This window comes from Rhodococcus sp. ACPA1, assembly GCF_002300195.1.
GTDB lineage: Bacteria > Actinomycetota > Actinomycetes > Mycobacteriales > Mycobacteriaceae > Rhodococcus_F > Rhodococcus_F opacus.
The window spans coordinates 352193-372830 of the sequence record NZ_NSDX01000013.1; the positions used below are offsets into that span (position 1 = coordinate 352193).

Below are 20638 nucleotides of genomic sequence, written 5' to 3' on the forward strand. Positions count from 1 at the left end.
CTATTCGATGCCGCCGTGCACCGTGCATCCCGTGGTGGCGACGTGACGTGGCGCAACATCGGAGTGTCGTGTCGGTGTTCTGCCAGCGCCAACCATAGTAGATAATAACCACTCCGCGCAAGGTCAAACATTTAACAGCCAGTCTCGAAACTGAGCACGAAATGCTCACAGGAGAAGCCCGCCCGTCGCGGCCATCACACGATCCCGCCCTAAGTCGACGAACGTAGTCCGCAGGTGTCGCCGCTCGGACCGCGAGTGCGTCCGTGGCGTGAACATCACCAGCTCACGAGCAGTGACGGATCCACAAGTCACCGGCCAGGGGTGCCGGTTCGGCGGAGGCGCTTGCCGATAGCGCAGGCAGAACGAGAGGTCTCCTCAGGCGCGGTCGCGCCGCCGGCCCAGATCCGGAAGACCCGCGCCGTCTGGGCCGCGAAGCTCTTCTCTCCACATCACCCGAGGGTTGTGATTCCCGGCACGTCAATGTCAGACTATTTCCCGAATGGTAATCATCTACTTCTGACGAACGGGCGGTGGTGTGGCACATGATGGCGCAGGAGGATCTCGCGAATGTGTTCGGGCGATACGTAACAAGAGCGACGTACCGGTCCCTCCCGGAGGAGGCGATCCGATCCGCGAAGTACAGCACGCTCGACACGCTTGGCGTGATCCTGGGCGCGAGCGGTCTCATGGACGTCATGCCGGGCATCGTCGAACTCACCAAGGATTGGGGCGGTAAGCCGGAAAGCACGCTGTTCGGCTTCGGCGGGAAGCTCCCCGCCGTCTCTGCCGCCTTCGTCAACGGCTCCATGGGCCATGGCCTCGATTACGACGATCACCTGCCCGAAGGTCACCATCCGAGCGTCACGGTGCTACCGGCGTTGCTCGCCGTGGCGGAACGCAAGGGTGGCGTGACGGGCGAGGACTTCATCACCGCCCTGGCGGTCGGCCAGGATCTCTTCGCACGGCTCCGCAAGAACGTCGCGTGGAAGCAGGACTGGTTCATGACCCCGGTCGTGGGGACGCTCGCCTCAGCGGCGGCATGCGCCAAGCTGCTCGGTCTGGACGCCAAGCAAGTGGCGGACGCGATCGGCATCGCCTGCACGCAGGCCGCCAGCACGATGCAGACCGCCTACGGCACCGGTGGCGACCTACGCGGGATGTACGGCGGATTCGCCGCGAAGGCCGCGGTGCTCTCGGCCCTGCTGGCCGAGAAGGGTGTCAAAGCCACATCGACCCCGCTGGAGGGTGACGCCGCCTTTCTTCCGGTCTACTTCGGTGAGTGGGACCGAGACGCGATGGTCGCCGACCTCGGCAACGATTTCCAAGGCGCGACCATCCTCTACAAGCTGTGGCCGAGCTGCGGTGTCACCCACGCCTACATCGACACCGCGCTCCGACTGATGGGCGGACCCGGCCGCACCGACGAGATCGAGAAGATCGAGGTCTTCGGCGGCGATTTCGCGAAACAGCTGAGCGAGCCGCCGGAGTTCCGCCGACGGCCCCCGACCTCGAACGACGCCAAGTTCAGCATCCCCTTCACGGTCTCGCTCGCCTTGCTGAAGGGAACGGTGGGAATTGGCGACTTCTCGCCGGAGCGCCGCGCGGATCCGCTCGTCTACGAAGTCGCGTCGAAGGTCGTGTTCGTGGACGATCCCAAGTACAACTGGGGCAAGGAGCTCCCCGCCGGGGCGGTTCGACTCGTCCTCAAGGACGGCCGCGAGCTCTACGGCGAGGCCAAGCACGACGAGACTCCCGGCGCTGCCCACAACCCCCTCGACTGGTCACAGCTGGTAACGAAGTTCGAGGACTGTGCCGGACACGCCGCCCGTCCCTTCGAGGACACCGAGATCAAACAGCTCGTTACCACCATCGACCAACTCGAGTCCGTCGCCGACATCGCGGTCCTCACTCGCCAGCTCGGCTGACCCCGGACGACACCCATGGACAAGCTGCTGACCTCACTGGTCGACTTCATCCAAGCGACCGACTTCGACACCCTCACGCCCGGCGGCGTCCGCGCCGTCGTACGCCACACGATCGATACCGTCGGATGCGGCGCCGGCGGCTTCGCCAGCGAGCCCGCCAGCATCGCCCGCGAGGTCGCCCGCGGTATCGGCGGCCCTCTCGTGGCGTCGGTCTATGGCGAGTCGGAGAAATGCCTCGTCGACCAGGTCGCCTTCACCAACGCCACAGCCGACCGCTACCTCGACTTCAACGACTTCGGGGTCTCGGGACACCCGAGCGACATGATCCCCGCACTGCTCGCGATGACCGAGTCGGTGGAGGGGACGGGCGCCGACGCCGTCACCGCGATTTACCTCGCCTACGAAATCGCGACCCGACTGGCCGAGGCGGTGCCACCCGATGGCGGATGGGATCAAGGGGTGTATTGCTCACTCGGCATCGCAGCCGGCCAGGCCAAGATCCTCCGGCTGCCGCGCGAGAAGATCGGACACGCCCTCGCCCTCGCCGTCGTCCCCAGCATCCCGTTGCGGGTGACCAGGTTCGGCGAGCTGTCGGAGTGGAAAGCCGCGGCCACCGGCCACGCCTCCATGACAGCGACATTCGCCGTCCGCCTGGCCGCAGCCGGGATGAGCGGGCCTTCCGAACCGTTCGAGGGCAAGGATGGGCTGCTCGAACGGGTATGGCCCACCTTCGATCTCACGCTGACACCAGCGGACCCGTCGGCCATCGAGCGAGCCAGCCTCAAACGGCATCCGGCCTGCTACTGGGGTCAGGTCCCCGTCGACTTGGTCATCGAGCTGCGCGACCGTGCCGTCCTCTCCGACATTGTTGCGATCGACGTGGCGACCTGCATGAACGCGTGGCGCTCGATCGGGGGCGGCCGGGGCGATGCCGCGGAGAAGTGGCGTCCACCGACCCGAGAAACCGCAGACCACAGCATGCCGTACCTGATGGCGGCCGCTTTCGTCGACGGTGAACTGTCGGATGAGGCATTCACGAGCGAGAGGCTGACCGATCCCCAACTTTTCTCGATCATCGACCGCATCAGCGTGATCGAACGTCCCGACCTGACGGATCGAGCGACCCGGGACAGTTGCCCGACCGAACTCACCCTGACGATGGCGGACGGTTCGATGTTGTCGGCGGCCGCCGATGTGCCTCGCGGTCATCCGGCGAACCCGATGAGCGATGGGGAGGTCCGCGCCAAGTTCGAGTCCCTGGCGCTGCGTGCCCTCGCTCCCGACCAGGCAGGTGTCCTCGGGTCGCTGCTGGCTCGGCTCCCCGAACTCGAGTCGCTCGACGCAGTGACGACCCTGTTCCGTGCGTTCGAACGCCGGTGACCCTTGACACCAACCTCACTGACGAGTCTAATGTCAGACATACAGCTAAATGTCAGTCAAATTCCTCCTTGTAAATGAAGGGCAACGGTGACGGAATCATGAAGCCGATCGCGTCCGTGGTGGGAATCGGGGCCCTGCCGGTCGGCAAGCACCTCGACAAGCTAGAGCACGAGATGATGGCCCAGGCGCTGGTCGCAGCGATCGCCGACGCAGGCCTGACCAAGAAGGACATCGATGCGCTGATCTTCTCCACTCCGCGCCCCTATGCGGACCAGCGGTACTTCGGCACGTTCATGGCCGGATACCTCGAGATGGCGGTGGGCGACATCCTGATGGAGGTCCTGGGCAACGGCCTGACCGGCTCCATCGCCTTCGACGTCGCGCTCGAGCGTGTCGCCTCGGGAAAGGCCAAGGTCGCTGTCGCGCTCGGGGTCAACAAGGAACTGCACGTCCCCACCGGTGAGCACATGACCTGGTCGATGCGGGCCGTCGGTGACGTGGACTTCCACGTTCCTTTCGGCGTCACCCCCATCGCCTGGTATGCGTTCAACGCGGTGCGCTACATGCACGAATACGGGCTCACGCGTGAGGAACTCGCGTCGATCCCGGTGAAGAATCGGTACCACGCCTCGATGAACCCGCTCGCGCAGATGCGCAAGCCGATCACCGTCGAGGACGTCGTCGCCGCCAGGGACATCGTCAAGCCGCTCGGCCTGCTGGACGTGCCCCCGCGGTCCGACGGTGCGGTGGCCATCGTGATCGCGCATCCAGATTTTGCCCGTTCCCTGGGCACACGCTACGTCGACGTCGTCTCGCGCGGCTTTCATCACGAGGGCATCCACCAGGTGTCGAGCCGACCGCGTCCGCTGACGTGGTTCGAGTCGGCGGAGATCGCATCGGGCAAGGCGTACGACGAGGCCGGCATCTCGGTGAACGACATCGACTTCGCCGAGGTCTACGCCCCCTGCTCCATCGTCGAGCTGATTCTGAGCGAGTCAATCGGACTGTTCCCCAAGGGCACCGGCGGCGCCGCCGCGGCCAGCGGGGCGACCACCATCGGCGGCCAGGTGCCGATCTCGCCATCCGGTGGCTGCGCCAGCCGCGGACACCCGCCGCACGTGACCCCGCTCTACAACGTCTACGAGGCGGTGCAGCAGTTGCGCGGAGAGGCAGGAGAGCGTCAGGTGGTTGGAGCCGGAATCGGCTCCGTCACCGGCGAACTCGGCGACTACAACGCCACGATGATGCACATCCTCGCTGGCCACGGCGCGTGAACGGAGAGAGACTGATGCCCATCCAAACGACGGGGACGACGCTGGCCTACCCGCCGCGAGTCACCCCTTTTACTGAACCGTTCTGGCAGGGTCTGAACGACGGAGTCCTTCGGACCACCAGGTGCCGCGCGTGCTCCCACATGACCTTCCCCCCCAAACCCATCTGCCCTGAGTGTTGGAAGTCCGAACTGGACTGGGTGGATTTGAGCGGCCGGGGCACCCTGTACAGCTACACCGAAGTCTCCGCGGCCCCTGCAACTTTCGCCGACGAGGCACCGTATGTCCTGTGTCTGGTCGATCTCGACGAGGGAGTGCGCTGCCTGAGCAGGATCCTCGCGCCGTGGGAGGCCCTGCGACCGGACCTGCGCGTGAAGATGAAGGTCCGGCAGACGAAACCGGTTCGGCTGTTCGACTTCGAGATCGACGAGTCGCAGGAGGACTTATGACCGAGACAACCGCCGACCTGGCGGAGCAGCTGGCCGAGCACGCCGTGCGCCAGAGCTACCACAACCTGGATGCGGCCACGATCGAGGCCGCGCTCGAGGTCCTCTTCGACACACTGGCCTGTGCACTCGGTGGGCTGAACTCCCCCGGTGTGCCCCAGGCACGCACCGCACTGTCCGCCTGGGGCACCGGTAACGCCACCATCTGGGGCACCGCGGACACCGCGCCGGCGCCCTTCGCAGCCGTGGCCAACGGGGGTGCACTACACGCACTCGACTACGACGACACCGACGACGCGGTGCCGCTGCACGCTGCGAGCGTGGTCCTGCCGGCACTGCTCGCGGACCTGGAGGAAAATCGGCCCGACTGTGGCGGCCAGGAGTTCCTGACCGCGCTGGTCGTGGGCCTCGACGGCGCAATGCGGGTCGGCCGGGCCGGGGGCCCCAAGGGCAGTCGGGGCTGGAACTACAGTGTCGTCAGCGGCGGTATCGGAGCCGCGCTCGCGATTGCCCGTCTCCGCCGGTGGGACGTCGGTCAGGCAGTGAGCCTGCTCGGGCACCAGCTCGCTCAGACATCGGGCAGTCTGCAGTCGATCATCGACGGCACCCTCGCCAAGCGTTTCCAGCCCGCCGTCGTCGCCAAGGACGTCCTCTTCGGTGCAGCGCTGGCCGGTGCCGGTGTCGACGGTCCGCGAAACGTGTTCGACGGCCGCGCCGGTTTCATCAACCTCTACCAGGACGGCACGTTCGACCGCGACGTCCTGCTCGAGGGCGCCGAGAGTGCCGGTTATCTGACCGATCTCAGCCTCAAGCCCTACCCGGCGTGCCGCTTCACGCATGCTCCCATCGACCTGACGCTGCGGGTCCGCGAGTCCGGGATCACACCGGATGCCGTCGAGCACATTACGTTCGAGACGAGCGGCCAGGCGTTCAACATGGTGGGACGGACCTTCGATCCCGCTACGGCCAACATCGTGGACGCACAGTTCTGCATCGGCTACACGGCCAGTGTCGCACTACACCGCGGCGCGGTGCTCATCGGCGACTTCGCCGACGACGCACTGCGCGACCCGGTCGTCGGTGGGTTCGCCGCCGAACGAATCACCGTCCGGCCCACCGAGGACGTCGACTTCCTGGCCATGGCGCCGGTGACAGCGCAGGTCCGGCTCAAGGACGGCACCGAGCAGACCTTCGTCGGTAAGACCATCTCGGGAAGTCCTGATCACCGTCTGACCGTCGACCAGTTGAAAGCCAAAGCGGCCGACTGCTTCCAGCACGGCGGAGCGGCGGTGGCCGTCGACGAGCTGTGGGACACCGTCCAGGCACTGGCACAGGATGCTCCAGTCTCTGGGCTTCTCGAACTCCTCGCACGACCGTCGAAAGGACCGGCCACCCGATGAACGATCACACCCCTGTGCGTGAAGGTGTACTCGACGGCGTCAAGGTTGTTGAACTCTGCCACCTCATCGCCGGACCCTACTGCGGGATGCTGCTGGCCGATGAGGGTGCGGACGTGATCAAGGTCGAGCCGCCCCAGGGCGAACTCACCCGTAGTCGCGAGCCGATCCGCACCACCGATCAAGGCACCATGTCGGGGTACTTCGCCTCACTCAACCGGCGCAAACGCAGCATCACCCTCGACCTCAAGTCCGAATCCGGTTCCGCGCTCCTCGACCGGCTGCTGGCCGATGCGGACGTGTTCATCACGAACATGCGTGGCGGAGCCTTGGGGCGCCTCGGAATCCACCCGGCGGATCTGCAGGAGCGCTACCCCCAGCTGATCGTGGTGAGCATGAGTGGGTTCGGCCTGTTCGACGCCGGCCTCGACGCCAACCGCGCCGGCCTGGCGATGGTCGCCGAAGCACTGTCCGGCACCACCGGGCTCACCCGCGATCGTGAAGGGCGACCGACCTGGTGCGGGTTCGCGCTCGGCGACATCGTCACCGGCATGACCGCTCACTCCTCGGTGCTGCTCGGACTGCGTGAGCGCGAACAAACCGGCCGCGGGCGCATGATCGACCTGTCGCTGACCGAGTGCACGCTGCCACTGGCGACCGTGGCGCTCGCTCGCGTGCAGTCCAGCGATGCACACCTGTCGAAGGTCGCCGGAGCGAACGACTTCCACGGTGTCCCCTACGGGACGTTCGCAGCCGCGGACGGTTACTACAACATCGGAGTCAACCGGGACGACTTCTGGGCGCGATTGTGCGGGGCGATGGGGCAGCCCGAACTCGCCGACGACCCGCGTTACGCGACCTACGTCGAACGCGCCCTCCGGCAGCGTGAAGTCGAGGAGTTGCTCGAAGGGTGGAGTACCCAGCTGACCCGGGAACAGGTCGTCGACGCCCTGACCGAGGTGGACGTCCCCGTCGCGCCGGTCCTGACGATGAGCGAAGTGCTCGACAACCAACACTTCGCCGATCGAGGAACCTTCGTGGAGGTGGACGACGCCATCGGCGGCTCGCTGCGGCAGCCGGATGACCCGACGGGGTTCTCGGTGCCGACGCCGGCACGCGTGCCGCGTCTGGGTGAGCACCGCGACGCCATCCTCAACGAAATCGGTGTACACGAGTCCCAGATCGAGTCGCTGGCCGAGGGCGGGGCATTCGGTCCGACGCCCCACATCAACGCGACCGCATGAGCCAGCCCACGGGCTAGACAAGAAAGGTTCGAAAATCATCATGACTGTTGAGAACGCCACTGAAGCGACGACGGCGACCCTGGACGACGTGCTCCAGGCCGCCAAGGCGGTCACCTCCCGCTTCAACAACGACTACTACCGGGAGGTCGACGAAAAGGAGGCCTTCCCCGAGGAGTTCGCGAAGGCGGCGGAGACGGCCGGCCTGCACTCGGTGATGATCCCGGAAGAGTACGGCGGCTGGGGTCTGGGTGTGACCGAGGCGTCGGTCATCACCGAGGAGATCAACCGCTCCGGCGGTGCCGGTGCCGCCATCCACGCGGCGATGTTCGCGATGGGGATCGTGGTGAACCACGGCTCGGAGGAACTCAAGAAGAAGTGGCTCCCGCAGATCACCAGCGGTGACGTCCGGCTGACCACCTTCGCCCTGACCGAGCCGAACGCCGGCACCGATACCTCCAAGCTGGCCACGACAGCCCGTCTGGACGGCGACGAATGGGTGCTCAACGGCCAGAAGGTGTTCATTTCGCGCGCCGCCTACACCGACCTCATGGTGATCATGGCCCGCACGAGCCCGTCGCCCGACCCGAAGAAGCCCGGTCTCGGCATCTCCTGCTTCCTGATCGACATTCGCGACGTCGACCCCGCGCGGCTGGCGATGCGCAAGATTCCGCTGATGTTCAACCACCACACCTACGAATTGTTCATCGACAATCTCCGGGTGCCCGCAGATTCGCTGATCGGCGAGGAGGGTATCGGTTTCAAGTACCTCTTCGACGGGCTCAACGCGGAGCGTATCGTCATTGCCGCCGAGTGCGTCGGCGACGGCAAGTGGTTCATCGAGCGGGCCGTGAAGTACGCCAATGAGCGTGTGCTGTTCGGCAAGCCGATCGGTGCGAACCAGGCCATCCAGCACCCGATCGCCAACGGCTACGCCCATTTGGAGGCCGCCGATGCGATGCGCTGGAAGGCTGCCGCCGCCTACGACGCCGGCGCCGACAATGCCCCCGAACTCGCCAACATCGCCAAATACCTTGCTGCGGAGGCCTCGTGGGACCTGGCGCAGACGTGCATGCAGACCTACGGTGGCTACGGTCTTGCCAGGGAATACGACATCGAACGGAAGTTCCGCGACAACCGCGTCTTCCAGGTCGCCCCCGTCTCACCGAACATGGTCCTCAACTACCTCAGCCACAAGGTGCTGGGGATGCCGAAGTCCTACTGAGGAGCCGACATGGAAGGGCTCTATTTCGAGGACTACTACGAAGGCCAGCGGATCGAGACACCGCGGCGCACCGTCACCGACTACGACATCTCGGCCTTCGTGAATCTGTGCGGGTTTCTCACACCGACCTTCATCGACCTCGAGTACGTCAACCGGCCCGAGCACTACTCGGGCCGGATCGCCCCCGGCATGCTCACCCTGTCGTTCGCCGAGGGACTGATCCTCTCGGCGGGCGTCACCCGCGGCACCGGACTCGCGCTCCTCGAGCTCAATCCGACCTGGAAGGCGCCGGTGTACGCCGGCGACACCATCCAGACCCAGATCAATGTGGTCTCCAAGCGGCTGACGTCGCGCGGCGACCGTGGGGTCGTGAAGACGGAGAACGTCGTCGTGAACTCCAAGGGCGAAACGGTGGCGACCTACACGTCCGCCCGCATGATCAAGAGCAAGACATTCGGACCGAAGCTCGAGGAGGAAAGCTGATGGGCAACGCGACAAAGCCGGCGTACTACTTCGAGGATTTCGAGGTCGGCGACACCTTCACCACCCCCAGCCGCACCGTCGGTCTGGCGGAGGTCGCGACCTTCGCCGGCCTCTCCGGTGACTACAACCCGATTCACACGGACGCGGAGTTCGCCGCGAAGAGCCAGTTCGGCGAACGCATCGCGCACGGCGTATTGGGTATGAGCGTGCTGACCGGACTCGTCACGCGTCTCGGTGTCTTCGAGGCCGGCACCATCGCCCTGCTCGGTATCGAAGAATGGCGGTTCAAGGGACCGGTCTTCGACGGCGACACGATTCACGTCGAGGTCCTCATCGAGGACAAGAAGATCACCAGCGACGGCAAGCGGGGCGTGCTCCGGCGGCGGTACCAGTTGGTCAACCAGCGCGACGAGGTCGTGCAGGAGGGTGTCATGCCGCTGCTGGTCAAGTGCCGGCCCGAGTGACGGATTCGCCGATGACCGCTGGGCCTGACCTCGACGCCGAGCATTCGTGGGACTCGGCCTATGCCACGCCCGCTCGCACAGAGCGCGTTCGTGCCGGCGGCGCCGAGATCGTCGTGAGCTGCTGGGAAGGTCGAGACGATCAGAGTGGACCGGACGTCGTGCTCGTCCATGGTGGCGCGGCCCAGCGCCAGTGGTGGGACCACCTTGCCCCGTTCCTGCGCGGAGCGGGGCGGGTGGTCGCACTCGACCTGTCAGGGCACGGCGACAGCGAGCACCGGGAGCAGTACACACTCGATGCCTGGTCCAGTGAAGTCGTCGAGGTCGCGGAAATCTTCTGTGGTCCTACACCATTGCTCATCGGGCACAGTATGGGTGGCCTCGTAGCGGTGAATGCGGCCCAGCGGGAGCCGGACCGGTTCGCTGCTGTCCTGGCGCTCGACAGCCCCCTTCGACGTTCGGCCCCCGGTTACTCGGAGCGGCGCCAAAAAATCGCCTCCCGACCCGTGAGATCGTTCGCCTCGCACACCGAGGCGTTCAACGGCTACAAGACGTTTCCACCGGTAACCGACGCTCCTGCCGAGGTGATGACCCACATCTCCCGGGCCGCGTTTCGGCGCGCAGGTGACCGGTGGGCGCTGAAGTTCGATCCCCGCATTTATCTGCGCCCCCAGGTCCCCGACGACTTCGTGCTTACCGCGCAGATTCCCACCTGGTGGGTGCAGGCAGAGAACGGCTTCGTCGACGAGTCGATGGCACAGCGGATCCGCAAGTCCCTCGGTCCGGCCGGTTCCCTCATCCAGGTTCCCGGCGCAAGTCACCACCTGATCCTCGAACAACCCCTGTCAGCGGCGTGGATCATCAGTCTTTTCGTTCAGCACCTCGGGCGCACCACCGCATGACCGAGCCGCAGACTGTGGTCGGCACCCGCCCACCACGCCGGCGGACCTCTCGTTTGAGCAGTCCTTGGTTCCTCCGCCTGATGGTGGTGACGTTCGTCGCCCAGTTCATCAGCTCGGCAATCCGGCCGCTGATCACCTACGAGAGCCTGGCGGCGGGCGCAGGAGCCATGCAGGTCGGCTTCATCACTGCCGCCTTCGCGGTGTTGGCGCTCGTTGCGGCGATTCCGCTCGGCAAAGCCGTCGACCGACGGGGGGAGACCGGGTTTCTCGTTCTCGGTGGAATCCTCGTGTGCGCAACCCTTCTCTCCCTCCTCGCGCCGTCGAGCCTGCTCCTGCTCGGGGTGTGCAGTGCATTTCTCGGACTCGGCCACCTCGTCCTCGTCATCGCATCGCAGACGTTGATCGCCAAAGGAAGCCAGCCCGAACGGCGCGAGACCAGGTTCGCCACCCTGACGACCGTGAACGCGGTAGCCCAGATCGTCGCTCCCGCCATGACCGGACTCCTGGTCGGAGACGTGGCCAGCAGCCACGACGAGTTGGCCACCCACGTTCCGAACAGTCATCTCGTGGTCACCATCGCTGCCGGCATGGCCGTCATCGCGACGTTGTCGGCAATCAGCCTCAGGCGGTGGCCCGGAGCACTGGCGCGGCGCTCCGTTCCGGACGCCCCACCCGGACGAGGAAGCTTCGCGGCCGTGTTGCGTTTGCCTGCCGTGCCCGCGGCGATTCTGGCCAGCCTCACCGTGCTGACGTCGATCGACCTGCTAGGGGCTTACCTGCCGGTCTACGGACAGCAGCACGGGATCTCGGCCCGCACCGTCGGTCTGCTGCTCGCGACCGAGGGAGTCGCTGCCATCGTGGTGCGAATCTGGATGCTCCGGCTCATCACCCGCTTCTCACGCCGCCGCGTCCTGGTCGGCACCATGACACTGGCAGCGATCAGCCTTGCCGGCCTACCGTTCCTCAGCCTGCTCGACACACCCGAACCGGCACTTTTCGCGGTGATGGTGTTGGCGGGACTCGGACTGGGCATCGGACAGCCCGCAACGATGGCGTGGGTGGCGGCACAAACGCCTGTCCACCTCCGGGGCACGGCCGTGAGCATACGGCTCAGCGGCAACCGTCTCGGCCAAATCGTTGTGCCGATCTCCGTCGGCGCCCTCGCCGGCGGCCTCGGCCTGGCCGCAGCCTTCTGGTGCCCGGCGGTGCTTCTCCTCGTCTCGGCCGGGCTCATTCTGCGAACCCCGCGGGACCGACCGTCGATTGTCCGAACACGTCGCGCTTCGCGCCGATTACCCCATCTGAAGGCTAAGGAAGGTAAACTGTCAGACTAATACAGTACCGGTCCGGAAAGGACTCGTGGAGGGCATATGTCAAACAGTAGTATCGGTGTCGACGGCCACCAATCCCAGCCGCTGGTTCTGGGGCAAAAGGTACTGCGCCCTCGCCAACAAGTCGAGGACGCGCTGCGGAAGGCCGTCCTCGACGGCCAACTCAAAACGGGAGACCGGCTACCTCCGGAGACAGAGCTGGCCCGCCAGTTCAGCGTCAGTCGTCCCACCATCCGCGAAGCACTGTCGGCGCTCGAGACGCAGGGTTTGATCCGCAAGGTCCCCGGGGCGGGTGGAGGAAGTTTCGTCCAGGCCATCGATCACACCGCGTTCGGTCAGGTCGTGCAGGAGTCGATGCACAACCTCCTACGCTTGGGCAGTGTGAGCGTCAACGAGGTGGCGATGGTCCGCCAGCACCTCGAGGTGCCGGCAGCCATCCTCGCGGCGGAGCACCGGACCGATGCCGATCTCAAAGAGCTGCGCGCGATCTTGGCCGAGCAGAAGCGTCGAACGGTCGACGACCCGATGATCGCAGAGCTGGACGCACAGTTTCACGTTGCAATCGCGCGCATGTCTGGCAACCGGATTCTCGCTTCGTTGGTTTACGCACTGCACCGCGAGTCGGAGCCGGTGGGCCACCTGGACCTATCCCCCGAACTCGGCCGGGACACATTCGCACAGCACCAGCGCATCGCGAAGGCGATCGCCGACCAGGATCCCGAGGCCGCCGAGCACGCCATCACCGAACACCTCGGCTACCTGCGTGCCCACTTCCGCCAGCACAGTGATGACTACGAGAACGTGCCGGTCTGACACAAAGCAAACATTCCTTAATCGCACAGGGGCTGGTCTTCGGACCGGCCCCTGTGCGGGTTCTCGACCCGTGCGGTCCAGCCGTGCGGCCCTCGGCCGTGCGGTCCCGGCGGCGACCGCGTCCCGGGCGGCCCGAGCCCGGCGAATAGTGGTCTTACTCGGCACCATTGACGGACCTACACCCCGACTCGGCGGACGATGACCCACAATGCTGAAATTGACCTATCCGGCTATTGACTTACATTCACCGTAATGTAAGGCTAAAGCAGAGTGATGGGCGCCACGTTCGCCCACTCCAGATGTCCAACGTTGGCTACGCCGGACGGCGCGTTCAACGAGCACTACGAGTAGGGATCGAGAGATGCCGAACACAAGCACCGCTGTCACGCCCCATGTGGCGACGCACACGAGCAGACCCAAGATCGAGTTCCAGCGTTTAGGCAAGCGATTTCACCGCAAGAGTGAGCCTGTCACCGTGATGGAGGGGCTCGATCTCACCATCTACGAGGGCGAGTTCGTCTGCGTCGTCGGCCCGAGTGGTTGCGGAAAATCGACGCTGCTCAACATGTCCGCCGGCCTCATGCACCCGTCCGCCGGCAAGGTGCTGTACGACGGCGCCCCGGTAGCGGAGCCGAACACCAAAGTCGGCTACATCACGCAGAAGGACAACCTGATGCCGTGGCGCACGGTGACGGCCAACATCGCTCTGCCACTCCAGATCCGCGGGATGGACAAGAAGGCCACAGGCAAGCGGGTTGGCGAAATGATCGAGCTCGTCGGCCTCACCGGATTCGAGAAGGCCTACCCGGGTGAGCTGTCCGGCGGCATGCGCAAGCGCGTGACCCTCGCGCGGACCCTGGCCTACAAGCCCGAGGTCATTTTTGCCGACGAGCCGTTCGGTGCGCTAGACGCACAGCTGCGGGGGGTCATGCAGCAAGAACTGCTCCGCATCTGGGCCGCGTCGAAGAACACGGTCGTCTTCATCACCCACGACATCTCCGAAGCGGTTGCCCTGGGCGATCGGGTCGTCGTCCTGTCCGCGAGACCCTCGCGCGTCAAGGTTGAGGTACCGATCGATCTTCCGCGTCCGCGCGATCTGTCCAAGCTCCGCTTCGACCCACGATTCGGCGAGCTCAACGAATATCTGTGGTCCGTGCTGTCCGAGGATCTGAACGAAGGTGACGAGGTATGAAAAATGTCATGGATGCCGTCGACGCGGGGGCGACCAGCCTGACCGAGTCGCCGATGGCAATCGACAAGGCGCAGCGCGAGGAAACCGTGTGGCTCGACGAGCCCCGCTCCGGCAGCCGTCGCTGGCTGCACTTGGGCGCCGTCCAGCTAGGGCGACTCGGGATCGTGGTCGCGATCCTGGTGATCTGGCAGTTCGTCTCGGGTCGGTGGGTCGACGAGTTCTGGATTTCGAAACCATCCGCCATCTGGGAGGTGCTCTGGGGCTGGATCTCGTCGGGTGAGATTCTGGTGCACCTGCAGGCGACCATGACTGCAATGGCCCTCGGCCTGATCTTCGGATCCATCGGCGGAATCGCGCTCGGGTTCGTACTGGGCCGCGTCGAGTGGCTTGCTCAATTGCTCGACCCGATCGTGACAGCAATCTATTCGCTGCCGAAGGTCGCCCTGGCTCCACTGTTCATCCTCTGGTTCGGTGTCGACCTCACTTCCAAGGTCGTGCTGACCGCAGTCGTCTGCTTCTTCCTGGTCTTCTACAACACCTACGCCGGCGTGCGGGATGTCGACAAAGACCTCGTAGACGTCGTTCGAGTGATGGGCGGCAAGCGAAGCGATTTGCTCTTGAAGGTCGTACTCCCCAGCGCAGCGGCCTGGATCTACACCGGCCTACGGTTGGCCGTGCCCTATGCGTTGATTGGAGCCGTGGTCGGCGAGATCGTGGCCTCGAACAAGGGTTTGGGCTTCCTCCTCGCCCGCGCGGCGGGCACCTTCAACACGGCCGGCACCTTCGCTGCATTGTTCATCCTCATGCTGATCGGGACGCTGCTCAACTTCATGGTCGACTGGTCGGAAAGGATCACCGGCCGCCGGACGAGCTGAGCTGCATGGGGCCCGTTTCCAACAGCGGCTATCGCCCGACACACCTGGGCTGTGACGGTGGCTCCCCAGCGAGCCTCGCCCAGTCTGACCCATTGATTCGCATGCCCTGCTCCGCTTCAGGACTTGCGATCTCCACCGATGGCGTACTGCGCCCCGTATCGAAGGAAAGTCATGAACAGAAGCCGCGTGCGTAAGGTCACCGTCGCCGGCGCCGCATCAGTGATGTTGCTTGCCGGCTGCGCTGGCGGCGGCGGTGGTGGGCAGGCAGCCAATCCCGGTGCAGCCGCCGCCGGCACCTGTCAGGGTGCGGCGGTGAAGATCGCCAAGGCCTCACCGAGTTTCGTTTACCTGCCGTTCTATGTAGCAGAGGGGGCCGGTTACTTCGAGCAGGAGGGGCTCGTCCCCGAGTCCGTCGAGGTACACACCGGTTCGGGGATCGTCGCCGCTGCAGTCAGTGGCAGCGTCGACGTGGCCCTCGTGACAGCCGGCGAAGTTTTCGTAGCCAGTCATGAAGGGGCTCCGGTGCAGTCTTTCGCACAGGTCACAAAACTCGGCACCAATGTGGTCATCAAGAAGGACATCCTGGACAAACTCGGTATCACTCAGGACAGTTCCGACGCGGAGCGGCTCGGCGCCCTAAAAGGTCTGCGCGTCGGAGTCACCGGCTCAGGCAGCGGTAGCGACCAAGTAGTGCGCTACCTCGCCGCGGCGGGAGGCCTGAATCCCGACAATGACATGGAAGTCATTGCCACGGGAAGCAGCGCCAGCAGTGTTTCCGGTTTCACCAGCGACCGTTTCGACGCGATCGCCATCTCCTCGCCGCAATCGGATATCGCAATCCAGCAGGGTGAGGGCGCCTACCTGTACAACCTCGCCAACGGCGACTACAAGCCGCTCGCGAACAACCTCTACATCACCGCAATGGCCTCGGAACGGACCATCGCGCAGAAAGCCGACGTGCTCGAATGCTTCACGACCGCCCTCGCCCGCGCGCAGAGGGACATCCATGAGAACCCCGACGCGGCCGCGAAGATCGCCCAACCCCTGATGGGTGACATCGACCCAACAATCTACGCACCGGCGTTCGAGTCGAACATCCCTTCGTGGCCATCAACCCCGGTGATCGACGAGAACGCAGCGAAGGCAGCGCTGGAGTTCCAGAACGACGTCATGGGCAGCGACCTCAGCGAGGACGTGCTCAACGACGCCATCGACACCGACATCGCCACCACAGCGACGACTCCGTAGCCGTGGGCTCCAAACCGCAGGGCGGACCTTATCGGCGCGAACTACAGCAAGAATCGTTCAAGTCTCGCGAGGAAGAGATTCCTCATCGAGGACCGGAACAGGAAGTCGCGATCCTCCGAAAGAGTCAGGTGAGCTGCGCGTAGGACGCGCACCCGAAAGCAGATTCTGGCCATAGCGACGATGGCCACGGACGGATACCTCGAGCTGGCCTGCCTGCCTCGAGGTATCCGCACCTGCTTCAGATGCCGTACACCCTAAGCGCAACACGCTGTGTGACATGACGATTGACGATTCGCGTGCCCTCCGCGGGCGAGTCCATGCCGAGCGCACCTTCCGCTCGGACTGTCTTTCAGGCACCGCCAGAAGCTGACGCACTCATCGCCCGCGCAGGTATCCCGGACGCGACCGAGCGCTGCCATGACCGCATTCACAACCTCGGCCCACCTTCGCTCCGGCAGCCGCCCTCCCTTGACCGCCGCTGTCCGCCCGTCATCTGGACGCCAGTGCCCTCAAATCGGCGCGCCAGGACGATCACGAAAGTGTTTGCGTGCAAGTAATCCAACTCCGCGAACATCTGCTGACATCACGCAAAGAAGGCACTATCCGGGGCCTGCCGTGGTGATGCGCTCAACAATTTTCGGCCTCACTGACGCCACCCTTTCGGGTGGTGTTCAACCGCTGAACATTGGCAGGGCGGACTACCCCCGCCGCGCCAAAGTGAACGAGGAAATCGGCAGCTGCGCACGCCCGACCAACTCACGAGGGCGGCCATGATCAGATTCACGCCGCCATCGACGGCGCTCGGGTAGCGAGCAGCCAGATTGCCTGTCGGGCGTCCTGCGGTGACGACCAGCGCGGAGTGCGCCAGGAGCCCACCATTGTGCGGCTCGAACCGGAGAAGCGCGGAGTATCTCTCGCCCTTGAGATCAACACGGCACGAGGTCCCCCGCACAGCAAGCCGATGGGGCACCGGTTTACGAAGCAGCGATATCCTCAAGAGCACATCTCCTCAGGACGGTGGGCCGTCTAGCTCTCCGGTTCTGGGGTAGAGAGCAAGGTAGCTCATGAGTGACGACGACCCTTCCCGAACATATCGCGACGTGCTTCCATTCATTGTGGACGAGCTGATCGCCGCTGGATTCGACGACGTCCACGAGGTCGGACGCGGTGGATTCGGAGTCGTCTACCGGTGCACCCAGCCCGCCCTGGACCGGACCGTGGCAGTGAAGGTTCTCACCACCGATATGGACAACGACAATCGGGCGCGGTTCCTCCGAGAGCAGCGGGCGATGGGCCGGCTGACAGGACACCCGAACATCATGAGCGTTCTCGAGGTCGGCGCCACCGACAGCGGGCGACCGTACCTGGTGATGCCCTACCACCCGCAGGACTCGCTCGACACCCGGATCCGTCGGCACGGTCCACTCACAGTGGAGGAAGTGCTGCGACTGGGGGTGAAGACGGCCGGCGGACTCGAGACCGCACACCGAGCCGGCATCGTGCACCGAGACGTCAAGCCGGCCAACATCCTGCTCTCCGACTACGGCGAACCAGTCCTCGCGGATTTCGGCATCGCGCACATCGCCGATGCCTTCAAGACGAGCACTGGCACCGTCACCGGCTCCCCCGCCTTCACTGCGCCGGAAGTTCTCAGTGGGGATTCCCCGACCGCCGCCTCGGATGTCTACGGACTTGGCGCCACCCTGTTCACGACCCTCACCGGGCACGCAGCATTCGAGCGGCACAGCGGCGAGCAGGTGATAGCCCAGTTCCTCCGGATCACCACCCAGCCGGTGCCGGACCTGCGTACGCTCGGGTTCGCCGACGAGGTGAGCGCCGCTATCGAACAGGCAATGTCCCGCACTGTAGCGGACCGGCCGTCCGCGGCGTCGTTCGGCGAAAGACTGCAGCAAATCCAGGCACACCATGGGTTCGAGATCGACGCAATGACAGTGCGTGCCGAACCCGGCACTCAACAGGGCAGTAACGACCAGCGTCGGCCGGTATCCATTACCACCGGTCCCCGAACTGACCGCCCACCGTCGGCGGCCAAGCCCCCGGTTTCAGGCCGGAAGGACAACCTTCCGCTGGACCTGACCAGTTTCGTCGGCCGCAGAGCCGAGTTGACCGAGGGAAAGAGACTTCTAACGGTGTCGCGGCTGGTGACCCTCACCGGCACCGGCGGGGTGGGTAAGACCCGCCTCGCTCTCCACGTGGCGGACAAGGTGCGGCGCACCTTCCCCGACGGGGTATGGCTGGTGGAACTCGGCGACCTGCAGAACGGACAATGGCTCACGCATGTGGTTGCCACCGCACTCGGCGTGCACCACGAAGCAACCGATCCACTGCAGTTCCTTGTGGAGTATCTCTCCACGCGGGAGTTGCTGCTGGTACTCGACAACTGCGAACAAGTGATCGATGCGGCAGCGGAGATGAGCGTTGCGTTGCTGCGGTCGTGTCCGGGTCTGCGGATCCTCGCCACCAGCCGTGAACCTCTCGGCATCGGAGGAGAGGCCATGCTGAGAGTGCCCCCATTGACGGTCCCGGATCCGAATCACAACCCGCCACTGCGGGGTCAACCACACTATGAGGCACTCACCCTGTTCGCCGAACGGGCAGCTGGCGCCGTCCCCGGCTTCGAACTCACCGAGGACAACCACGTCACCGCCGCTCGAATCTGCTATCGCCTGGATGGATTGCCCCTTGCGATCGAGTTGGCGGCCGCACGGCTGCGGGCGATGACCCTCGACCAAATTCTGCAAGGCCTTACCGACCGGTATGCACTACTCACCCGCGGCAGTCGAGGAGCACCAACCCGCCAGCAAACTCTGCGGTGGAGCATCGACTGGAGCCACGATCTGTGTACCCCGGGCGAACAACAATTGTGGGCCAGCCTGTCGGTCTTCGCGGGCACCTTCGAGCTCGACGCCGCATCGCTCGTGACTGCGCGCGGTGGAGAGGGTGAACTGCTCGACGAGGTGACCTCGCTCGTGGACAAGTCGATTCTGATCCGTGAAGAGTCGGGCACGAGGGTCCGCTTCCGCATGCTCGAGACACTGCGCGACTACGGGCGAACAAAGCTGCAGCAGGCCGGACAACTTCAGGTCTTGCGACGCCGGCACCGGGACTGGTGTCGACAGATGGCGCTCGATGCGGAGAACGAATGGATCAGTCCGCGCCAACTCGATTGGCTCGCACGTCTCGACCGGGAGCACCCGAATCTGCGAGAGGCGCTCGAGTTCAGCCTGTCGACCCCGGACGGCGCCCAGGCGGGGTTGGAGATGGCCACCGCGCTCTTCCCGTTCTGGTTCTCCCGAGGTCTACTTACAGAAGGCCGACATTGGCTCGAGCGCGCACTGACCTGCGACGGCGACCAACCTACTGCTGCGCTGCGTATCAAGGGGCTCTACGCAGCCGGTATCCTCGCGACGAGACAGAAAGACCTGCAGCGGGCAATTGCACTGCTCGACGAAGGCCGGGCGATCGCCGACAGCCTGGGAACAACACGAGATCGTGCCCTCATACAACGCGCCGACGGGTACCTGGCGCTTCACCGCGGCAATCCAGAAGACGCAGTCACCTTTCTGTCCGAGGCAATGCGCGAATTTCGCCGCGACGATGACCTCATGCTGCAGATCATGACGTTGCATGGGCTCGGGCTGGCACACCAAATACTCGGGCAACCGAAACAGGCCATCGACTGTCTTGAAGAGGCGATTCGAATTGCACAAACGCACGGTGAATCTGCGTCGCGGGGCCGTTCCTCGTGGACCCTCGGACTCGTCGTGTGGCGGGAGGGCGACCGCGACCGTGCAGTGATGCTGCTACGGGAGGGGCTCAAGCTAGCACGACGGTCTGATGACCCCACCGGGGCCACCTGGTGCCTTGAAGTACTCGCCTGGATCGCGGCCAGCGAGAACCATTTCCACCGTGCTGCCGTTCTCATGGCAGCTGCCGCGGCGTTGCGGCGACAAGTGGGGACCTCCGTCGTCCAGATCCCGAACTTGACCGGCTCTCACGACGAATGCGAGCACGTTACGCGTCAGGGACTGGGTTCTCGGGCCTTCTCCGCAGCTACCCGGGAAGGTGACGCGATGAGCTTCGAATCCGCCATCTCGTTTGCCCTGGAGGAATCATCGGCTGCACCGGCACGCGTCGTCGCTCCGCCAGTGCTGACTAAGCGTGAGCAGCAGGTCGCCGCTCTCGTCGCACGAGGCCTGACAAACAGGGAGATCGCCGCACAACTCGTAATCTCACCGCGCACTGCCCAAGGCCATGTGGAACACGTCCTGGCGAAACTGGGATTCACGTCTCGAGCACAAATTGCGGCCTGGGTGGTCGAACAAGCTCAAGAACACCCGAATTGACAGTTGTCCTGTGTCAGCGAATCGTCCTTGATGTGTGCGCCCTGACCTGCGGTAAGGAAATTTGATTGGCAAACCGAGTGC

General features: G+C 64.8%; 16 protein-coding genes. All 16 read left to right on the plus strand.

Annotated features, from left to right (window positions below; translation table 11 throughout):
- Positions 1–542 precede the first annotated feature (542 nt).
- The 16 genes from CJ177_RS42800 to CJ177_RS42875 all read left to right on the plus strand — a co-directional run bounded on the left by CJ177_RS42800 (position 543) and on the right by CJ177_RS42875 (position 20557).
- Positions 543–1925 carry an MmgE/PrpD family protein gene (locus tag CJ177_RS42800; protein ID WP_143548803.1) on the plus strand — a complete coding sequence of 461 codons (1383 nt, stop codon included), beginning with the start codon at positions 543–545 and terminating at the stop codon, positions 1923–1925.
- A 15-nt stretch (positions 1926–1940) separates the two neighbouring features.
- Positions 1941–3305 (plus strand): MmgE/PrpD family protein, encoded by a 1365-nt coding sequence (locus CJ177_RS42805; protein ID WP_095870668.1) that lies wholly within the window; start codon positions 1941–1943, stop codon positions 3303–3305.
- Positions 3306–3403: 98 nt separating this feature from the next.
- Complete coding sequence (locus CJ177_RS42810) at positions 3404–4579, plus strand: thiolase family protein (RefSeq protein WP_206032809.1); 1176 nt, start codon at positions 3404–3406, stop codon at positions 4577–4579.
- A gap of 14 nt (positions 4580–4593) precedes the next feature.
- Positions 4594–5025 (plus strand): Zn-ribbon domain-containing OB-fold protein, encoded by a 432-nt coding sequence (locus CJ177_RS42815; protein WP_095870669.1) that lies wholly within the window; start codon positions 4594–4596, stop codon positions 5023–5025.
- Entirely contained in the window at positions 5022–6422 is a 1401-nt protein-coding gene (locus tag CJ177_RS42820) for an MmgE/PrpD family protein (protein WP_095870670.1), read from the plus strand. Before CJ177_RS42815 ends, CJ177_RS42820 begins: the two co-directional genes overlap by 4 nt.
- Entirely contained in the window at positions 6419–7663 is a 1245-nt protein-coding gene (locus CJ177_RS42825) for a CaiB/BaiF CoA-transferase family protein (protein WP_095870671.1), read from the plus strand. The genes CJ177_RS42820 and CJ177_RS42825 overlap by 4 nt, the downstream gene beginning before the upstream one ends.
- A gap of 40 nt (positions 7664–7703) precedes the next feature.
- Positions 7704–8885 (plus strand): acyl-CoA dehydrogenase family protein, encoded by a 1182-nt coding sequence (locus CJ177_RS42830; RefSeq protein WP_095870672.1) that lies wholly within the window; start codon positions 7704–7706, stop codon positions 8883–8885.
- 9 nt (positions 8886–8894) lie between these two features.
- A complete protein-coding gene (locus tag CJ177_RS42835; protein ID WP_095870673.1) occupies positions 8895–9368 on the plus strand; it encodes a MaoC/PaaZ C-terminal domain-containing protein in 474 nt (157 codons plus the stop codon).
- Entirely contained in the window at positions 9368–9832 is a 465-nt protein-coding gene (locus tag CJ177_RS42840; RefSeq protein WP_095870674.1) for a MaoC/PaaZ C-terminal domain-containing protein, read from the plus strand. Before CJ177_RS42835 ends, CJ177_RS42840 begins: the two co-directional genes overlap by 1 nt.
- Before the next feature lie 11 nt (positions 9833–9843).
- Positions 9844–10731, plus strand: a complete 888-nt coding sequence (locus CJ177_RS42845; RefSeq protein WP_095870675.1) for an alpha/beta fold hydrolase — start codon at positions 9844–9846, stop codon at positions 10729–10731.
- 53 nt (positions 10732–10784) lie between these two features.
- Positions 10785–12065 carry an MFS transporter gene (locus CJ177_RS42850; RefSeq protein ID WP_179443426.1) on the plus strand — a complete coding sequence of 427 codons (1281 nt, stop codon included), beginning with the start codon at positions 10785–10787 and terminating at the stop codon, positions 12063–12065.
- Positions 12066–12101: 36 nt separating this feature from the next.
- Positions 12102–12875 (plus strand): FadR/GntR family transcriptional regulator, encoded by a 774-nt coding sequence (locus tag CJ177_RS42855; RefSeq protein WP_095870677.1) that lies wholly within the window; start codon positions 12102–12104, stop codon positions 12873–12875.
- A 361-nt stretch (positions 12876–13236) separates the two neighbouring features.
- Complete coding sequence (locus tag CJ177_RS42860) at positions 13237–14067, plus strand: ABC transporter ATP-binding protein (RefSeq protein ID WP_095870678.1); 831 nt, start codon at positions 13237–13239, stop codon at positions 14065–14067.
- A complete protein-coding gene (locus CJ177_RS42865) occupies positions 14064–14942 on the plus strand; it encodes an ABC transporter permease (RefSeq protein WP_095870679.1) in 879 nt (292 codons plus the stop codon). Before CJ177_RS42860 ends, CJ177_RS42865 begins: the two co-directional genes overlap by 4 nt.
- 186 nt (positions 14943–15128) lie before the next feature.
- Positions 15129–16190 carry an ABC transporter substrate-binding protein gene (locus CJ177_RS42870; RefSeq protein ID WP_179443427.1) on the plus strand — a complete coding sequence of 354 codons (1062 nt, stop codon included), beginning with the start codon at positions 15129–15131 and terminating at the stop codon, positions 16188–16190.
- 1064 nt (positions 16191–17254) lie between these two features.
- Positions 17255–20557 (plus strand): protein kinase, encoded by a 3303-nt coding sequence (locus tag CJ177_RS42875; RefSeq protein ID WP_095870681.1) that lies wholly within the window; start codon positions 17255–17257, stop codon positions 20555–20557.
- The last annotated feature ends 81 nt before the right edge of the window (positions 20558–20638 follow it).